This is a genomic window from Desulforamulus ruminis DSM 2154, from assembly GCF_000215085.1.
Lineage (GTDB): Bacteria > Bacillota > Desulfotomaculia > Desulfotomaculales > Desulfotomaculaceae > Desulfotomaculum > Desulfotomaculum ruminis.
The window spans coordinates 939,405-955,099 of sequence record NC_015589.1 but is presented as its reverse complement, the minus strand read 5'-3'; the positions used below and the strand labels follow the sequence as shown (position 1 = coordinate 955,099).

The 15,695-nt window shown below is 48.8% G+C and carries 12 protein-coding genes; 4 read left to right on the top strand and 8 right to left on the bottom strand.

Annotated features, from left to right (window positions below; all coding sequences use genetic code 11):
• Positions 1-68: 68 nt before the first annotated feature.
• Positions 69-1,844 carry an N-acetylmuramoyl-L-alanine amidase gene (locus tag DESRU_RS04705; protein WP_013840970.1) on the bottom strand — a complete coding sequence of 592 codons (1,776 nt, stop codon included), beginning with the start codon at positions 1,842-1,844 and terminating at the stop codon, positions 69-71.
• 341 nt (positions 1,845-2,185) lie between these two features.
• Here DESRU_RS04705 and DESRU_RS04700 point away from each other — a divergent pair, with 341 nt between their 5' ends.
• On the top strand, positions 2,186-3,115 hold the full coding sequence (locus tag DESRU_RS04700) for a L,D-transpeptidase family protein (RefSeq protein WP_013840969.1): 930 nt from the start codon (positions 2,186-2,188) through the stop codon (positions 3,113-3,115).
• 258 nt (positions 3,116-3,373) lie between these two features.
• Here DESRU_RS04700 and DESRU_RS04695 read toward each other — a convergent pair whose 3' ends face one another.
• Entirely contained in the window at positions 3,374-4,303 is a 930-nt protein-coding gene (locus tag DESRU_RS04695) for a hypothetical protein (protein ID WP_013840968.1), read from the bottom strand.
• Positions 4,304-4,380: 77 nt separating this feature from the next.
• Positions 4,381-4,773, bottom strand: coding sequence for a hypothetical protein (locus DESRU_RS04690; protein ID WP_013840967.1), 393 nt, complete (start codon positions 4,771-4,773; stop codon positions 4,381-4,383).
• Positions 4,774-4,946: 173 nt separating this feature from the next.
• Here DESRU_RS04690 and DESRU_RS04685 point away from each other — a divergent pair, with 173 nt between their 5' ends.
• Positions 4,947-6,341: an S-layer homology domain-containing protein gene (locus tag DESRU_RS04685; RefSeq protein ID WP_013840966.1), complete on the top strand. Its 1,395-nt coding sequence runs from the start codon at positions 4,947-4,949 to the stop codon at positions 6,339-6,341.
• A 126-nt stretch (positions 6,342-6,467) separates the two neighbouring features.
• Positions 6,468-6,839 (top strand): hypothetical protein, encoded by a 372-nt coding sequence (locus DESRU_RS04680; RefSeq protein ID WP_238446364.1) that lies wholly within the window; start codon positions 6,468-6,470, stop codon positions 6,837-6,839.
• A gap of 285 nt (positions 6,840-7,124) precedes the next feature.
• Here DESRU_RS04680 and DESRU_RS04675 read toward each other — a convergent pair whose 3' ends face one another.
• Positions 7,125-7,874 (bottom strand): CAP domain-containing protein, encoded by a 750-nt coding sequence (locus DESRU_RS04675; RefSeq protein ID WP_013840964.1) that lies wholly within the window; start codon positions 7,872-7,874, stop codon positions 7,125-7,127.
• A gap of 320 nt (positions 7,875-8,194) precedes the next feature.
• On the opposite strand from DESRU_RS04675, the gene DESRU_RS04670 reads away from it, so the two are divergent.
• Complete coding sequence (locus tag DESRU_RS04670; protein WP_013840963.1) at positions 8,195-8,935, top strand: SIMPL domain-containing protein; 741 nt, start codon at positions 8,195-8,197, stop codon at positions 8,933-8,935.
• Between the two features lie 61 nt (positions 8,936-8,996).
• Here DESRU_RS04670 and DESRU_RS04665 read toward each other — a convergent pair whose 3' ends face one another.
• The 4 genes from DESRU_RS04665 to cobD all read right to left on the bottom strand — a co-directional run bounded on the left by DESRU_RS04665 (position 8,997) and on the right by cobD (position 15,683).
• On the bottom strand, positions 8,997-10,553 hold the full coding sequence (locus DESRU_RS04665; RefSeq protein WP_013840962.1) for a helicase-related protein: 1,557 nt from the start codon (positions 10,551-10,553) through the stop codon (positions 8,997-8,999).
• Entirely contained in the window at positions 10,513-12,936 is a 2,424-nt protein-coding gene (locus tag DESRU_RS04660) for a DEAD/DEAH box helicase (protein ID WP_238446363.1), read from the bottom strand. The genes DESRU_RS04665 and DESRU_RS04660 overlap by 41 nt, the downstream gene beginning before the upstream one ends.
• A gap of 137 nt (positions 12,937-13,073) precedes the next feature.
• Positions 13,074-14,240 (bottom strand): GGDEF domain-containing protein, encoded by a 1,167-nt coding sequence (locus tag DESRU_RS04655; protein WP_238446362.1) that lies wholly within the window; start codon positions 14,238-14,240, stop codon positions 13,074-13,076.
• A 354-nt stretch (positions 14,241-14,594) separates the two neighbouring features.
• The gene (cobD, locus tag DESRU_RS04650) at positions 14,595-15,683 is read right to left on the bottom strand and encodes a threonine-phosphate decarboxylase CobD (RefSeq protein WP_013840959.1); all 1,089 of its coding nucleotides are present in this window, start codon (positions 15,681-15,683) and stop codon (positions 14,595-14,597) included.
• Positions 15,684-15,695: the final 12 nt, after the last annotated feature.

Genomic DNA, 15,695 nt, shown 5'->3' with positions numbered 1-15,695 from the left:
CGGTTGTTCGTTGTGTTATCTGACTGTTCTTTGGTACGCTTTTAATTTAGGTGATACATTCCATGTTTTTATTTTCCACTAAAATAGGCGCTGATTCCTTTGGTAATGGCCTCTGCCGTCCGCTGCTGGAAATCATCGCTTCCCAGCAAAGCTTCTTCTTCACTGTTGGATAGAAAAGCCGTTTCAACTAAAATGCTGGGCATTACACTGGTGCGCAAAACAGCGAAATTGGCCTGCAGGACACCGATATTCCGGCGCCCCAGGGCTGCCGTCAGTTCCTTCTGAACATCATCCGCTAAACGCTTACGGTCGTTGTACTGCTCGTATAAGGCCGTATTGGACGTGGGCGCATAAAAATAAGTGGATGTCCCTGCGGTGGCCGGGTTGGTGCTGGCATTGCTGTGGATACTTACAAAGATATCCGCACTCTGTTCATTGGCCATCCGGGTACGCTCATAAAGATCAACAAAGATATCATTGGAACGGCTGAAAACCACATTGGCTCCTTGCTGCTTTAAAAGTTCCGCCACTTTCAACGTAATTTTCAGGTTCACATCCTTTTCCCTCAGTCCGCTGGCTCCCGAAGCCCCGGGATCAGAACCCCCGTGTCCGGCATCCAGGAACACGGTTTTGCCCTGAAGTCCGTCACTGTAGGAGATCTTACTGATATCCAGCGTTAAAGTTTGCTTATCCGCAGATAAACTGACTTTGACTTTGGCCCCCTGCTTAAGGTCCAGCACCAGCCGGGCAATATAAGGATCCTGGCTGAAAACACCGGTACGGACTTTATCCACCAGCGCCGTACTTTCCTTCAGGGTTTCCGGAATTTGATCCCAATGGACATCCTTTAAATTAACCACATAGCGGAAGGGATTGGATAACGTAAAGGTGTTATATTCAAGTTGATGATCACTGGTGATGTTGATATAAGTGTGGTCATCTTTTTCCGAGACCTGAACCGCCACTACTTTGGCCTCCGGTACGTATTCCGCCGTTCCCGGGGTGTCGTTCTGGCCGGGCCGGGTTTCCGACTCCGTAGGCAGCCAGCCATTTTGTTCACTGGAGGGGGGTTGGGCCGGTTCAGGTTGATTCACTGTGGAAACCATCCAGCCGGCCACCCAGGCTGTGGAACCATTGTTTTGCCGAACCTGGACCCAGTCCCCGGAGCGGCTGACAACCGGCAGACTTACACCCCTGCTGACCTGGCCGGCTACGCTGTGCTGGGTTCCGGGCCCGCTTCTTAAATTTAAGTTGTCAACATTGACCACCGCCAACTGACCTCCCCCCGCTGCCGTTTCAGAGGCCGCCGGAGTCGTGGTAGTGGGAGTGGTGATCAGCCAACTGGCAACCCATCCGGTGGTATTTCCGGACTGTATCTTGCGCCAATCCCCACTTTGCTCAAGAATGGTCAAGGAAGTTCCTTGTTTCAAGGTACCCACCAGCCCGTAGCCGGTTCCGGGACCGCTGCGTACGTTCAAAAGCCCGGTATTCACCACAGCTACCGTTTTACCTGCGGTACCAACCGCTCCCCTGGAGGGAGTGGTTACTTCCTGTACTTTAACCAACCAACCAGCCACCCAGGCAGTCTTGCCGGCCACCTGGACTTGATACCAGTCACCACTTTTGCTTAGGACAGCCAACTGCTCTCCTTTGTTGACCTGTCCCACCAAGCCATTTTGGGTGCCCGGGCCGCTTCTCAGGTTAAGCTTGTCCACACTGGCCGTAGCTACTTGAGCCGCTTCGGCCTGTTTACCATCCATCATCGGATTTACTAATAAGCCCAGGCCAAGCCCTACCAGAATGGCATAACGAACGACCCGGTTACCAAAAAAATCTGATAACATCTCGACCTTCCTTTCAGAAAATTACATACTCAGAAAAACTTCTACTTATTTTGACGTAACATTTTGGCCTTTTGTTACAGGGAGAAGGTTAAATTATGGAAAAAACCTTGGCATTTGTCGTATTTTACAAAAATTACCTGCCTCCTTTTTGCTAAATATTCTATTTAGCAGCATAAGAACTTTTCACTGGGTAAATATAAAAATTGTGCACGCATTCGTCACATGTTCATAAAAGAAAGTCAGGTTTAGGCCAAATTTTATACAAGGAATCCAGCAATCCGTGTTACTTTGCTACTTTCATCTTAATAAAAGATGGAGAGACTGCCTGCGGGAGGGAATTTATGACTTTTTATGGCCTTTTGCGAACATGGTTTTTTTTCACTGCACTCCTCTTTTTATGGGCAACACCCTGCGGGGCCTATTGCCCCACCAATGAGGACGTGGACCGCACCCTTACCCTGTCAGCACCCTTGATGCAGGGAGAAGATGTGATTCATTTACAAAAAGAATTACAAGCTCTTCATTATTACAACGGGCCTATCAGCGGTTTTTATGGCGCCCAAACCCATGCTGCCGTAATACGTTTCCAACAGGAACATCAATTAAAGGCGGACGGTGTGGTTGACTGGAAAACCTGGCATACTTTGGCCTTGCAAATTGAGGCCCCTGTAACCAAATCGGAAAAGGTTCCTCCACCCACCGGCGAGATAGCGATTATTATTGATACCACCAAAAGAAAACTCACGGTCCTATCGGACGGTAAACCCTACAAACAATTCAACGTTGCCTGTGGTAAGCCTTCCACCCCCTCACCGGTAGGAAGCTGGCGGGTGTATAATAAAGCCCGGAACTGGGGAACCGGTTTTGGCACCCGGTGGATCGGCTTAAATGTACCCTGGGGGTCCTACGGTATTCACGGCACCAATAAGCCCTTTTCTATCGGAAGCTACGCCAGCCATGGCTGTATCCGCATGCATAACTCCAGTGTGGAAGAGCTCTATCCCTGGGTATCCGAAGGAACTCCCGTCTACATTATCGGCAATCCCACCGGAGTTCCCGGTCGAAGCCTGCCCAAGCTGGTCCGGGGCGACAGGGGATCTGAGGTATATGAGGTGCAGCGAACCCTGAAAAGGCTGGGTTATTATCAAGCCGAACTGGACGGCATTTTTGGCGGCGGGCTGGAAACAGCCACTAAGAAGTTTCGCCAGGCCAACGGGTTACCTCCGGATAACTGCGTTGATGCGAATATGTACAGGGCCATGGGATTGTAGCCTAACGGGTATTCCTTTGGGGTCTAGCTGTTAGCCTTATTCTGTTTTCCTTATGGGTCCTGTTGCTAGACTTATCCTGTTTTTCTCTCAGGTCCTGTATATCTTTACAAGACACGCAAGCAGTACCCGTAAGTCTAACAACAGGACCCATGAGTATGACCCGCAAGGCGAGAGGCCGAACGACGTTAAACCCCGGTGCATTAATATGACGGAATGCACCGGGGTTTCTCCTGCCTACTTTTAAATTTTGCGCATTTTTTATAAGGCTTGCTGGGTCTCCTGTTGAAACCGGACCACTCTGGGACACCAGTTTAACTTTTGCAGCATCCGGTCATATTCTTCGGCGGTTACTTCGGACCAGTTTTTCTCCAGTAAGGCTAGAAAAACAGCTTCCATCACGTTGGTTCCAAAGGTACGGCCCTGAAATTCCGGTGTCGTAGTCACCAGGGAACCGGCTCCACGCTCCTTGAGCAGTTCAACATCGGCGGCGGTGGTGGTATTGGTAATAATCATCTGACCCGCTAACTTTTCAGGTAAATACTTGCGAATTAAGTGATAATCTCCGGCTACAACCTCCGCTCCAAGGTAATAACCGGCATATTTGTCTCCTTTGGACAATGGCTCCTCCTGTTGTACGCCGGTGGGATAAAACATATGGAAAGGAAGGCGTGATACCAGCGGCATTAATTTGGCTGCAATACTCTGAAGCCTTTCCAGGGAGTAAATAGGAATCCGCACTCCCAGCGAAAACATCAGGTCACCCAAAATCAATTGACAGCCTAATCGTTCCAGTGCCTCCGCCATACCAAACCGGTCCATGGCACTGGCCATTAATACCTTGCAGCCGTTCTTTAACATCCCCTGCTGAGCCAGATAATGGATTGTCTGTCTTTCCAAGGTATTTTTCAAACCACTGCCATCCACCACCGGAGTTTTTTGCACGGCCTTCATTAAACGCAGACCGTCCTGAATCACATACCGCTGACGACCTGCATAAAGATAAATGTCAATGCCTCCCAAGCCAATGGCGTCTATCGTTCCATCCAGTTCCTGCAATATTTTGACGGCTTTATTTATATCTCCGTCCGTACCCAAACGGCTGATTTCAAAGCGTTCTCCCAAAATTTCCACCTGAACCGAATGATCCCGTTTGGATGAACCAAGACTTACGCTGACAACTCTTTTCATTAAACCTTCCTCCCAGGAAAACCTTTCACCGCCAGTGTAACCAAATCCCGCAGAGTTCAATCCCTGTGAACACCGGACTATAAGGAACCACCATATTTTTTCAGCACCTCAGCAGCCTTATCCCCCATTTCTTCACGGGTTACCACGGTCACTAAAAAAGACTTCCCGCCGGCGGTGCCGTAATCATCCGCCGCCATGCCGCTGACCGAAGGGTCCGCAGCCATTAAAACCCTGGCGTCGTTATCAAGAAACCGGCTGGTATCGGCACTGAACAGGGTTAGCCCCGTTAGTGTCTCTGCGTCATTGATGGGATTGTTCCGCTCGGAATTGGTAGTTTGACCAAATTTGGAGATTCTGTCAATCCTCACCTCGCGAACGCCCATGGTTTTTAATTCCTTCACCGCAGACTCAGCCCGGGTGCTGGAAGGAAAATAAGCTAATATGGCCCGCTGGCCTTGAGGTAGCGTCAATATAAATCCCCCTCGAGAGTATTTTTATTTTATTATTTCCTGGTTTAAAAATCTTTTAACTATTTTTACATAAAAACTTTTAATTTCTCTGTTACTTTCTTCTAAATTATTTCGTCTTAAAATTATAGGGGGATGTTTTTCTTAAACTCTTCCTAAGTATGAAGGAGTTCGGCATGATATTAAAAAAGGGGGTTTTTATTTCGTTGATTAAGAAGAAAATTATTACCACATTGTCTGTTTGTCTGCTACTGACCTTGCTCACTTCCACAGCCTTTGCCGGGGAGATGCAGGAATCTCTTTTAAAGGGATTATCCCAACCCGGTGAAAACTTGACCCGTGCAGAATACGTATCCATGCTGGTGCAGGCTGCGGAGATACCGGTTCCCAGCGGCACGGTGACTCTTCCCCAGGATATGCCTGCAGATGCTCAATATGCGGATGCGTTAAAGGCCGCTTTGGCTAAAGGCATTATTAAGGGAACCGCCGACAATACCATTAGTCCCGACCAACCCATTACCCAGGCTCAAGCCGCTTCCATCTTAGCCAGAGCTTTAGGTTTACCCGGTATTCCCGCTTCCGGTGTGTCAACCTCTGTGCCTGCCGACCACTGGGCCTATGGGCCTTTAAGCTGGCTGATCAAGGACGGCGTGATGGAAGCCTCGGTTCAGGCAGACAGTGTTTTATCTCCCTCCGCCGGAGCCGCTCTACTGGAAAAAGCCTTTGGCACAACCAAGGAAGCCAAAGAGATTGCCGACCAAAGCCAGGTTGCGCAAGCTGAAGTCAGCAGCAACCGCATTGACGGCAATATGTCCGTATCCATGCAGACTAATCCGGCTGTTCCGGTGCAGGGAATGCCTGCCAGTATGAACATGAACATGCAGGCGAAAGTAGCCATGGAAATGAATATGGAACAGGGCCTGCACCAACAGCTTACCATGACCCTGCAGGGACTGCCCCAGGCCATCCCTCCCATTGAAGTAGAACAGTATATGGTTGCCAGCGGGATGTACATGAAGATGAAAGATCCCCTGTCTGGAGAAGAAAAATGGGTGAAAATGCCCGAAGGCTCCATGCCTAACTTTATCGAACTCATGCAGCAGCAGTCCAAAATGGCGCAACTTCCCAAGGAACTGGAGGATCTGTTCCACTACCGCCTGCTGGGTGAAAAAACCGTGGGGGCGGACACCTGCTATGAACTGGCCTTTTCCGGCACTATTCCCGATCTGGCTCAATTCATGAACCTCATTGCCACCCAGGCTAATTTAAGCCCTGAACTGCTCAAAAACTTTGAAGAGTCCAGCAAGCTGGTTTCCGGAATCAGTATGGCAGGAAAGATACTGGTTAACAAAGAGACTTACCTGACGGACTCCCTCAACGCAACAGCAGTGGTAACCTTTGCAGATCAGTTCCAAAATCAGCCGTTCCCCTTACAATCGGTTACCGCTCAGTTTAATTTCAATTACAAAGATTACAACGCCGACATTGAAGTGCAGTTGCCCGAGGCTGCAGCCCAGGCCGAAAGCCTTCCTGCCCTCCAGGCTACCCCGGAACCGGAACCCGTTAACTAATAAAATATATGCACAAGCAAAGGAGGATGCTTTTGAGCGTCCTCCTTTTTGCCTTACAGTCAGCCTGGAATTTCCTTGATTGCATCCGGTGAAACCATGGTAAAATATAGTTATCCCATTTAGGAGGTGGCCAATATCCATAAAGAAAACCCTGAGAATCCTTCCCAGGAGCAATATTTGCTGGTGGCGCTGATTGATATTTACCGGGGTTTGCCTGTAACCCTGCCGAATGAATTGGAAACGGAAGTGCAAACCCGGGTCTTGCGGGATGTGCTTTCCTCCGCCATTTCCTTTGCTCGCCAGGAGGAAAGCATGAAGATGCTCAGCGAAGAATTATTTCGATGCTCCCGGGAGTCCTGCACTTTGGCAGAACAAATACAAGTCATTGAAAAGCAAAGTCCCGACATCATCAATGCCAAAATGGTAGCCGCAGCCTATCTCTTAAAATTATTGAATGAAAAACCACCGGGCAAAGCCAATGACCCAAGATTGCAATAACCATAGGCCATAACAAAAGTAAGGGAATGTGGCAAAACTACTTCATTAAAAGTGTGACCAAGAACAGGCAGATACACAACGAACAATCGGCTGATAGGAATAGAACGCGGATTGAACGGATCATACGGATTTGCGCGGATTTTAAAATATAAATCATTAATCCGTGTAGATCCGTGTTCTATTTTTTAGAAAGAAGAGCTGCTGCAAAATGAACCATACTGTGTTCTTTTGCAGCAGCCTTGTTTATCGTTGAGCCTATTGATCTTTTTTGTTTACGGGTTACACTTAACCGTTAAACATTTGCACAAACACTTTACCATAGGAGCCGCCACTTGCCGAACCGATGCCGACCTTGGTATATTCAGACTTTAAGATATTGGCCCTGTGGCCGGAAGAATTCATTAAGTTGGTGTGGGCCGTGTTGACATCCGGCGCGCCGGCTAAGTTTTCCCCGGCGTAACGATAGGTAATCCCGTTGCTCTTCATCATATCAAAGGGAGAACCATAGGTAGGGGATTGATGGGAAAAATAATTATTTCTAATCATATCCTCCGCCTTCATCCGGGCCACTTGGCTCAGGGCGGCATCCATGGTCAGGGGCTTCAGACCCGCTGCGGCACGTTCCTTGTTGATCAGATTCAACATGGCCTGCTCATCAGAGGTACTAACGCTGCCGGGAGAGGATGGATTGGTCACTTGGCCGGGGTTGGACGTGGACTGTCCAGGGGTATTATAAGTAGGTTTCTGATAATTGGTGTAGTTGGTATAGTTGCTGGCTTGAGAGTTGCCATACTTGGTATAGTTGCTATAATTGGTGTAGTTGCTGCCTTTGCTGTAATTGCTATAGTTAGCGGACTGGGTATTGTTGCTGGGTTGAGCATAACTGGAGCTGTGGCCATAATAGGTATAGTTACTGCTGCTATTTGAGTAACTGGTATAGGCCTCAGCGGAGCCGATGCCGGGAACCGTCAGTGCCAATGCAAAAACAAATGCGGATGCAAAGAAACCGGTTAACAATTTTACGATGGACTTCATAAGACTCCCCTTTCCTTTTCATTGCCCCGCGATGTGTCTTAGGGCATTATACTTACGAAATACATAGTAATATTTTTTAAGTTAATATGACAACTAAATAAATACTATCTAACACCCTTTGTGGATTAAATAAGTAGGGGGACAAAATAAATCCCTTATTTTTTCACGAAATAACGTAGCAATGGAAAATTATAAATATTTTTAAATTAACCTGTTACATTTTTTATGAAAATCTGTCAAACTTATGAAAAAAAGATGGGGGGTGTTAAAGCCAAAACCATGGCGCGTTTTTCCAATTTATTCTAAATGGAGGAATTTTTATGGAGCAAAACAACCGAAGTCATTATCTGGTCATCTCAGCCGCCCTCCTGTCCTTGGCACTGGTGGTATGCGCAATTTTGATATCCCGTCCTTTAGCCAACTACACCGCCAGCAAATCTTTTATTACGGTTACCGGTTCCGCAAAAAAACAAATTACTTCGGATCTGGCCGTATGGCGTGGTTCCTTTTATCAGGAATCCGATCAGCTTCCGGTGGCCTATAGCAACCTCAAACAGGATCTGGCCAAAGTCAAAAACTATTTAGTACAAAAAGGCATTGCCGAAAACAGTATCGTGGTTTCTTCCATTACCACCACTCCTCAATATATTTATAACGCCAACGGCGCCAGCACCGGCCAAATTGCCAGCTATCGGCTTTCCCAGGACATAGAGATCAAGTCTCAGGACGTCAATAAGATTTCAACCGTGGCCCGGGAAGCCACCGAGTTAATTGAACAGGGTGTGATCTTTGAATCTCAGCCCCCCCAGTATTTTTACACCAAACTAAATGATTTAAAGGTGAATATGCTGGCCGAAGCCAGCAAAGACGCCAAGCAGCGGGCGGAAAAAATGGCCTCCAGCACCGGCAGTCAAATCGGACCCCTGAGGTCGGCCAAAATGGGCGTCTTTCAGATAACCCCCGTTGATTCCAATGAAATATCCGATTATGGCATTAACGATACTTCTTCTGTAGAAAAAGAAATTACTGCGGTGGTAAATGTAGAATTCAGCATTAAATAAGAAAAATCGGAGGTGAGACCACCTCCGATTTTTCTTATGGCCAAAAGATCGGCCTGTTTTCTTAAAAAACCACAGCCACTTCGTCCCGGTCAATAACCCGACGAATCTCCCTCACCCGTTCCCGGAGAGGCGGGTTGCTGTGACTGGCATCGTCAATCTGCCTGAGCAAATCAATTAAGCGCCGAATAATGGAAACAACGTCTCCCTCTTGCAGGCTGGTATGCTCCAAAAGGTAACTCAAACTTTCTCCCTTGTACCAGGCATGGGCCACAAAACCCGGCGTATTGGACCAAACTAAAAATTGGGGCGGCACCTCTGCATTCAGCAGTTCTTCCCGCAGTTCATACACCGGAGTAGGATCATAGGGAGGAGCCGGCACAAACTCCCGCCGGCCCGGAACATAATCCACTCCCGCCAGAATACCTGCCACATCTTCCGGGGGCAGTTCTTCCAATAATCCGGAGAAAACCAGTTCAGTAATAAAAATTTCCTGAACATGCAGTTCCAGGGCAAAGTTCCCCCGGGCATAAAACTCCCGGTCATGAATATAGCCCAGCTTTTCCAGAACGCTTTTAACAAACTGATATTCCTGGATGTATCTTCGGGTCTGTTGTTTAATGGCATTCATCTGATTCATTAGCCCTGCCCGCTGATAGTTTAATGCCTCCTGTTCATCCCGGGCATCGGCGCAAACCTCATGCAGGCATCTTTGGGCTTGGTTTTCCGCTAAAAACCTTTTTATTTCATTGATTCTCTCCCTGGAACCGGGACGATTTTTATATTTGGCCGACTTTAGCCGTTTCTGTTCCCGGATGAGTTTTCTTCTCTGCAAAGGACAGGAAGCTTCTCCCCGCTGGTCGCAAAAATAAGCCTCCATCTGCCCGTGCCGGCCTTTGAGCTGTTCCAACAGTCCTTGAATTTCCCGTTCCGAACGTCGTTCCTGATAGGCAGAAAAGTTTTGTGTTAAAAACTGCTCAATTTCCTCATCGGTTTTCCACTTAAGCAGGCTTAATACGGTGTTGGGGGAAATGGTCAACCGGCCATAGACCGATTCCACTTCGCCTTCATTAAAAAATCCTGTTTGCTCCGGAAATTTATCATCAATTTTAATGTAAACATGACCTACCCGGTCAAAACCCCTTCGTCCGGCTCGGCCCGCCATCTGGAAAAATTCCCGGTTCATCAGCGTGCGGAATTCTTTGCCGTCCCACTTGCGGCAGGAATAAAACAAGGTGGTGGCGGCGGGGAAATTTACACCGGCGGCAAAGGTTTCGGTACAAAACAGCACCCACAACAACCGGTTCTCATAAAGCCTTTCCACCAGATTCTTTAAAATGGGTGAAAGTCCGGCATGGTGATAACCAATCCCTTGTTGAAGCAATTTCCGCAAAATCCTCCGGTGCCCCCGCTGAAATATCTCCGGGTGTTCCCTTTCGGTTTCTTCAATGGCTTGCAGCACTTTTTCCTTTTCATCTTGAAATAAAAAGTCCCATTCCCGGCCCAATTCCGAGGCCAGTTCTTCGGTACGGGCCCGGCCAAAAACAAAATATAAAGCAGGGAGATGATCCTGAACAGCCTCAATGGCTACGGACGGGTTTTCTGCTTCGACGCGCTCCACGCTTACTCCACCTCCTGCTCCTTTGTTCAAATTCCTCTTCTCTGGCAGCCTGCCGTTCAGCCTTTTTTTCCTGGGCCCGCTTCCTGACGGCCTCTTCAACGTATTCTCTGGCCTCGTCTTCATCCAATACTGCCCCATCGGAAGTAATCCAGTTGATGGCAAGGGGAACTGCCCGGTTGGTCTCTACCACAACCTCCACCGGCTCACCCCGTACCTCGCCCATCCAGTCGGCAATTTCCTGAATGTTGGGTACGGTGGCCGAAAGGCCTAAAAATTTAATATGGGGCGGAGCAAAAATGATGCTTTCCTCCCAGGCGGTCCCTCTTTCAGGGTCGTCTAAATAATGAATTTCATCAAAGACTACGCAGGCGATGTCATCCAATCCTTCCGGCTCGGAAAAGCACCGGTTGCGAAATATTTCCGTAGTCATGATTAAAAGAGGGGCATAGGGATTAATGGAGATATCCCCGGTTACCAGCCCCACCATATCCTCCCCAAATACCTGGCGAAAATCAACAAACTTTTGATTGCTGAGGGCCTTGAGGGGGGAGGTATAGACAGCCGCCTTCCCTCTTTCAATGACCGCTTCAATTAATCTTTCAGCGATGACGGTCTTGCCGGTGCCGGTGGGGGCTGCCACCAGAACATTACGACCGACCAGGGCCGCCTGGATGGCCTGCTTTTGAAAATCATCCAATTCCACCGGCCCGGTCAAGGCCGGCGGAGCCGCCGCCCTGCGGGGCCGTTTCTTGCCCACGGGCGCTTTTTCCCGACGGGTTACTTTAGAGGCAGTTTCCCTTTTAGGCTGCCGGGTGGCCAGAGACCATTCGTGTTCAATTCCGGGCAGCCGTTCCTTAATGGATTGTATATCTCCGCGGCGCACCAGAATGCCGCTCCGGCCGCTTTCAGATTTTGCTTCTCCGGCGGATTTTATATATCCTTCCCGGACCAGCCGGCGTACCTGCTCCGGCGTTGTCTCCAGAAGATCGGCCGCCTCCAGGGTGGTTAGTTTAGACGCGCCTTTAACCAGCTTATGTAAATCTGAACGGTATTTAATATCCCGAACTTCATCCTTCCATAACCTTCTGTTTCCGTCCAGCCGGAAGGAAGAAAGCTCTTCCAGTTCACACAGGTTCAAGATATCCTCTTCCCTCAGCTTAAGCTTATCGGCCGCTTCCGCCACCGTCATGGAGCGCGAGGCAATCATGGTTAAAGGCACCATGTCCGGCCCTTCACCCGCTTCCAGATGCAGGCCGGTCAGCCGTTTAAGTTCCTGGGCAATGATTCTGGGCGAATGAGGATAGGGGGAAGTCCAAAGACCCACCCCCTGCACATTGATCCTGTAACAGCCGTCGCTCCGAATCATCTGGATGGCTGTCTCCCTTTGTTCAGGGCTGTCCAAAATCTGTCCCAGATTGAAAAAGGGCTGCCGACGATAGAAGTCCTCCAGCCTCTCTTTTAATCCCAGCCCCACCTGCCGGCGGGTCAACTCCGCCCGTCCTTCGGGCGTTCCAGAGGTGGTGATGGTGCCGTTGGGAAGCCGGATAAAGGGCTCCTTTTCTTTGCCGCCCCGAAGGTCAGCCACCAAACTGCTGTGAATTTTAAATTTCCTTACAATTTCCTCCATGGAGAGGGGCCCGCGCGCGGCCACATAGTCAGCCATGTCCTCCCAGGCTGCCGGACTGTCGGCCTGAGCATATCTTCCGTTTACCAGCCGTACAACCGGATATTTCACCCCCGGCAGAACAGGTCCCTGCAAGGCCGCTTCCAGTTCCTCCCGGGAAGCGGATTTCCCGTCCCGGAACAAATCTTTCAGTTTGCTTTCTTGATCCTTTAACTTTTCCCGTAATAATTGCTGCTCCTGCTGGCGGCGCTCCAGCTCTGCCTTTCCAACAGCCGTGGTACAAAGGGTGACCCTGCCGTCGGGCAGTTCAAGGATTTGGGCGATGCCGCCCAGAGGAGGCAGTTCCTCACTTCCCAACTGGAGCTTCATTTCAGCCAAAGTCCGAGGCCGGCCATCCTCCAGCAACCCAATAATTTTTCCTTTGCTGTCGTCTCCCAACAAGGAAGCCAGTTGACGCTGCTTTACGGCAAGCAACTGGGGGTTATACAACCAATCTCCCTCGCCAGCCTCCGTCAACTCACTTTCCGCAACCTCGTTGCGGGCAATCCAGACCTCATCCATGGGCGCTCCGGTTTTTTTGACCCGCGCAACTTTAAGCAGACGATTGGCTACCAAGGACTGAAGGCCTGCAATCAAATTTTGCGGGTTTATTCTTAATTTCAACAACAGGTCCACCAACTTTACCGGTTCATCCTCGGGCAATTCCGCTAGAATTTTGCTTTTAATTTGTTCTCTGTCTTTTACTGCCAAGCTCCACACTCCCAGCCGCAAAAATGCTAATCCTTTATAAACTTTACCATAAGAGAAGGTTTTCGCCAATGTTTCATAAACTAGGATACCCGGATCGTCCGGAAATAATTAATCCCCGGAATCACTCCGGGGCAATAACTAATTTTTTAACAGCAATTACACCGGTTGCGTCCATGACTTTTCGCTAAATACAGCGCCTCATCCGCCCTTTGCAAAAGGCTTTGCCCGGTGTCTCCCTCCATCAGTTCAGCAATACCGATGCTCACGGTCAGTTGAATGGGCGGACAGCCGGGAGACAGATGGAAGGGAGTAGACTCAATGGCTTTGCGCAAGCGCTCGGCCACCGGGGTTCCCTCCTTTAGGTCCGTTTCCGGTAAAATGACGACAAGTTCCTCTCCCCCGTAACGGCAACTGATATCCCCTTCTCTTAAATTCTCCACAATGACGGCGGATAGGCTCTTTAGCACCAAATCCCCGGCAATATGGCCGTACCGGTCGTTAATGCTTTTAAAAAAATCCAAATCCAGCATTAGTAGAGTTAAGGTTCTTTTATATCTTATGGCACGGCTGATTTCCTCTTCCAGCCGAACCTGCATATAACGGTGGTTATACAACCCGGTTAGCCCGTCAATATACATGGGCTTGCTTAACAGTCGGGAAGCCCGGTAGAGAAAAATCCCCCCTACCAGCACCAGGATGCCGTAACTTAAAAAGATGATATTCCTTATATAACGAACCGAACCGATGAAATGATCTTCGGCAATATCCACCCCAAGGAACCCCACAAAACGCTTTTCCTGATCATAAAGGGGGGCGTAGCCGCTAAGAAGCTGCCCCCACTTGCTGCGCATGGGCTTGTAGTACATGGGTTTTTTCTCTTTATAGGCCCTTTCCCTTAAAGGATCTTCTACATCAAAGCGGTCCCGGTTGCGGTATTGACTCTCATCCTCGCTGGTTAAAACGTAAAAATACTGCAGAGGGGTTCCGGGCGGTTCCCCGAATTGCCGTTCTTCATCCGGGGATACAAAATAACGGATTTCATCGCCCTTCAAGCGTGTTTCCACATAAATATACTTAATTCCGTTTTCTTTGATAATCGGGGCCATTTTTCTCTTAAATTCCAATACTGCGGGGTGCTTTTGAGAACTCCGGATATCCAGCCCCATCATTTCCTTAATCAAATGGTCGTCCACCGAAACAAGGTGGGCCGCCACTTGGGCGGTAGCCTGTGCCCGAAGCCCCAGGTCCTCTTCCAATAATTTGTAACATACAAAATAGGTTGAGTAGCCCAATGTGGCCATGGTTACAGCCATGGCGATAAAAGAAACTAAAAATATGCGTAATGGCGAGGACAATTTAAGCTTCCTCATGGATGCCTCACAAGGTTTTTCTCTTAATCTTAACGTATTTCTGGCAAAAGTAGAATATTGGACATTAAAATTTATCGTTAATTCTATAAAAGACTAATTGCTAAAAACCTAATAGATAAAAGAATTAACTTCTAAAACGTTAAAGGTTTGCAAAAACCGTTTCAGTAGAATTGTAAACAACAAATTTTTTTAAATTGAACTGGGATTTTACAAAGACATCGTTTATAAAAGAACCCTCCGGTTTCCGGAGGGTTCATAGAAGATTCAATATGTATAAAAACTTTGTAAGTTCTGATTTCATGGATCTGTCCTTCGATGAGTTCCTTTGATGAATTCCGCTAATTCAGTCAGCAGCCGCCGGTTTTCTTCCCCTGAGCGAACCGCCAGTCTAAAATAACCGTTTCCCAGCCCCTGAAAATTAGAACAGGTTCGCAGCAAAATTCCCCGGGGGCCAAGAAAGGCCTGAATATCGCTGGCCCGACAGCCTGTAGCGCTACAATTAACCAAAATAAAATTAGCCGCTGATCTTAAGGGACGAAGGCCGGGAATCCTTTGCAATCCCTCGATCAAAAAGTCCCGTTGGCAACGAATGATTTGTAACGTCTTTTCCATATAAGAAACATCCTTTAAAGAAGCGCTTGCCGCCACCTGAGCCAGATAATTAACCCGCCAGGGGGGCAATTGCTTAGCCAACCGATCAATTATCTCCGGTTCTGCCGCCAGATAACCCAGTCGTAATCCCGGTAGGGCAAAAAATTTGGTTAGGGATCGTAAAACCATCAAGCCGGAGCTTTTCCCCACCTCCGGCAGCAAAGAATGCTGAGGAACAACAAAATCCATGAAAGCCTCATCCAACAGCAAGCTGGCTCCCGCATCCCGGACCCTTTGTAGAAACTCCCGCAGGTCCTTAAGCAATAGGAGCTGCCCGGTGGGATTATTGGGATTGCAAAGAATGACCAGATCCCTCTGTCGCAGCCGGTCCGCAAGCAGAGCCAATTTTATCTTAAAATCATCTTTTTCATCCAGGACAACTTCAACCAGAGGACTGTCCTTAAAAGCGCCGGCATACTCATGGAAGGTAGGAACAGGCAGCAGCACCCTGGTGGGCTGCAAAACCCTGCCCAAAGCATAAATTAACTCCGCCGCGCCGTTGCCCAATAGCAGGAATTCCTCCGGCACACCGGTGCAGGATGCCAGTTCCCGACGCAGGGAGTCCGCCTGGGGCTCCGGATAATGCCGAATCAAGGGCAAAGCCTTTTCCAGCGCCTCCATGGCCATGGGGGAAGGCCCTAAAGGATTGATGCTGGCACTGAAATCCAGGATTTTTTCCGGTTCAATCCCATACATCTTACCAGCCCGCCAGATATTTCCACCGTGACCCCTCATTCCTTCGTCTCC

What these genes read in the sequence shown, in the direction of transcription:
- DESRU_RS04705 (WP_013840970.1), bottom strand. Translation starts at nt 1,844, where the DNA reads ATGTTATCAGATTTTTTTGGTAACCGGGTCGTTCGTTATGCCATTCTG.
- DESRU_RS04700 (WP_013840969.1), top strand. Translation starts at nt 2,186, where the DNA reads ATGACTTTTTATGGCCTTTTGCGAACATGGTTTTTTTTCACTGCACTC.
- DESRU_RS04695 (WP_013840968.1), bottom strand. Translation starts at nt 4,303, where the DNA reads ATGAAAAGAGTTGTCAGCGTAAGTCTTGGTTCATCCAAACGGGATCAT.
- DESRU_RS04685 (WP_013840966.1), top strand. Translation starts at nt 4,947, where the DNA reads ATGATATTAAAAAAGGGGGTTTTTATTTCGTTGATTAAGAAGAAAATT.
- DESRU_RS04675 (WP_013840964.1), bottom strand. Translation starts at nt 7,874, where the DNA reads ATGAAGTCCATCGTAAAATTGTTAACCGGTTTCTTTGCATCCGCATTT.
- DESRU_RS04670 (WP_013840963.1), top strand. Translation starts at nt 8,195, where the DNA reads ATGGAGCAAAACAACCGAAGTCATTATCTGGTCATCTCAGCCGCCCTC.
- DESRU_RS04655 (WP_238446362.1), bottom strand. Translation starts at nt 14,240, where the DNA reads ATGGCTGTAACCATGGCCACATTGGGCTACTCAACCTATTTTGTATGT.
- cobD (WP_013840959.1), bottom strand. Translation starts at nt 15,683, where the DNA reads ATGAGGGGTCACGGTGGAAATATCTGGCGGGCTGGTAAGATGTATGGG.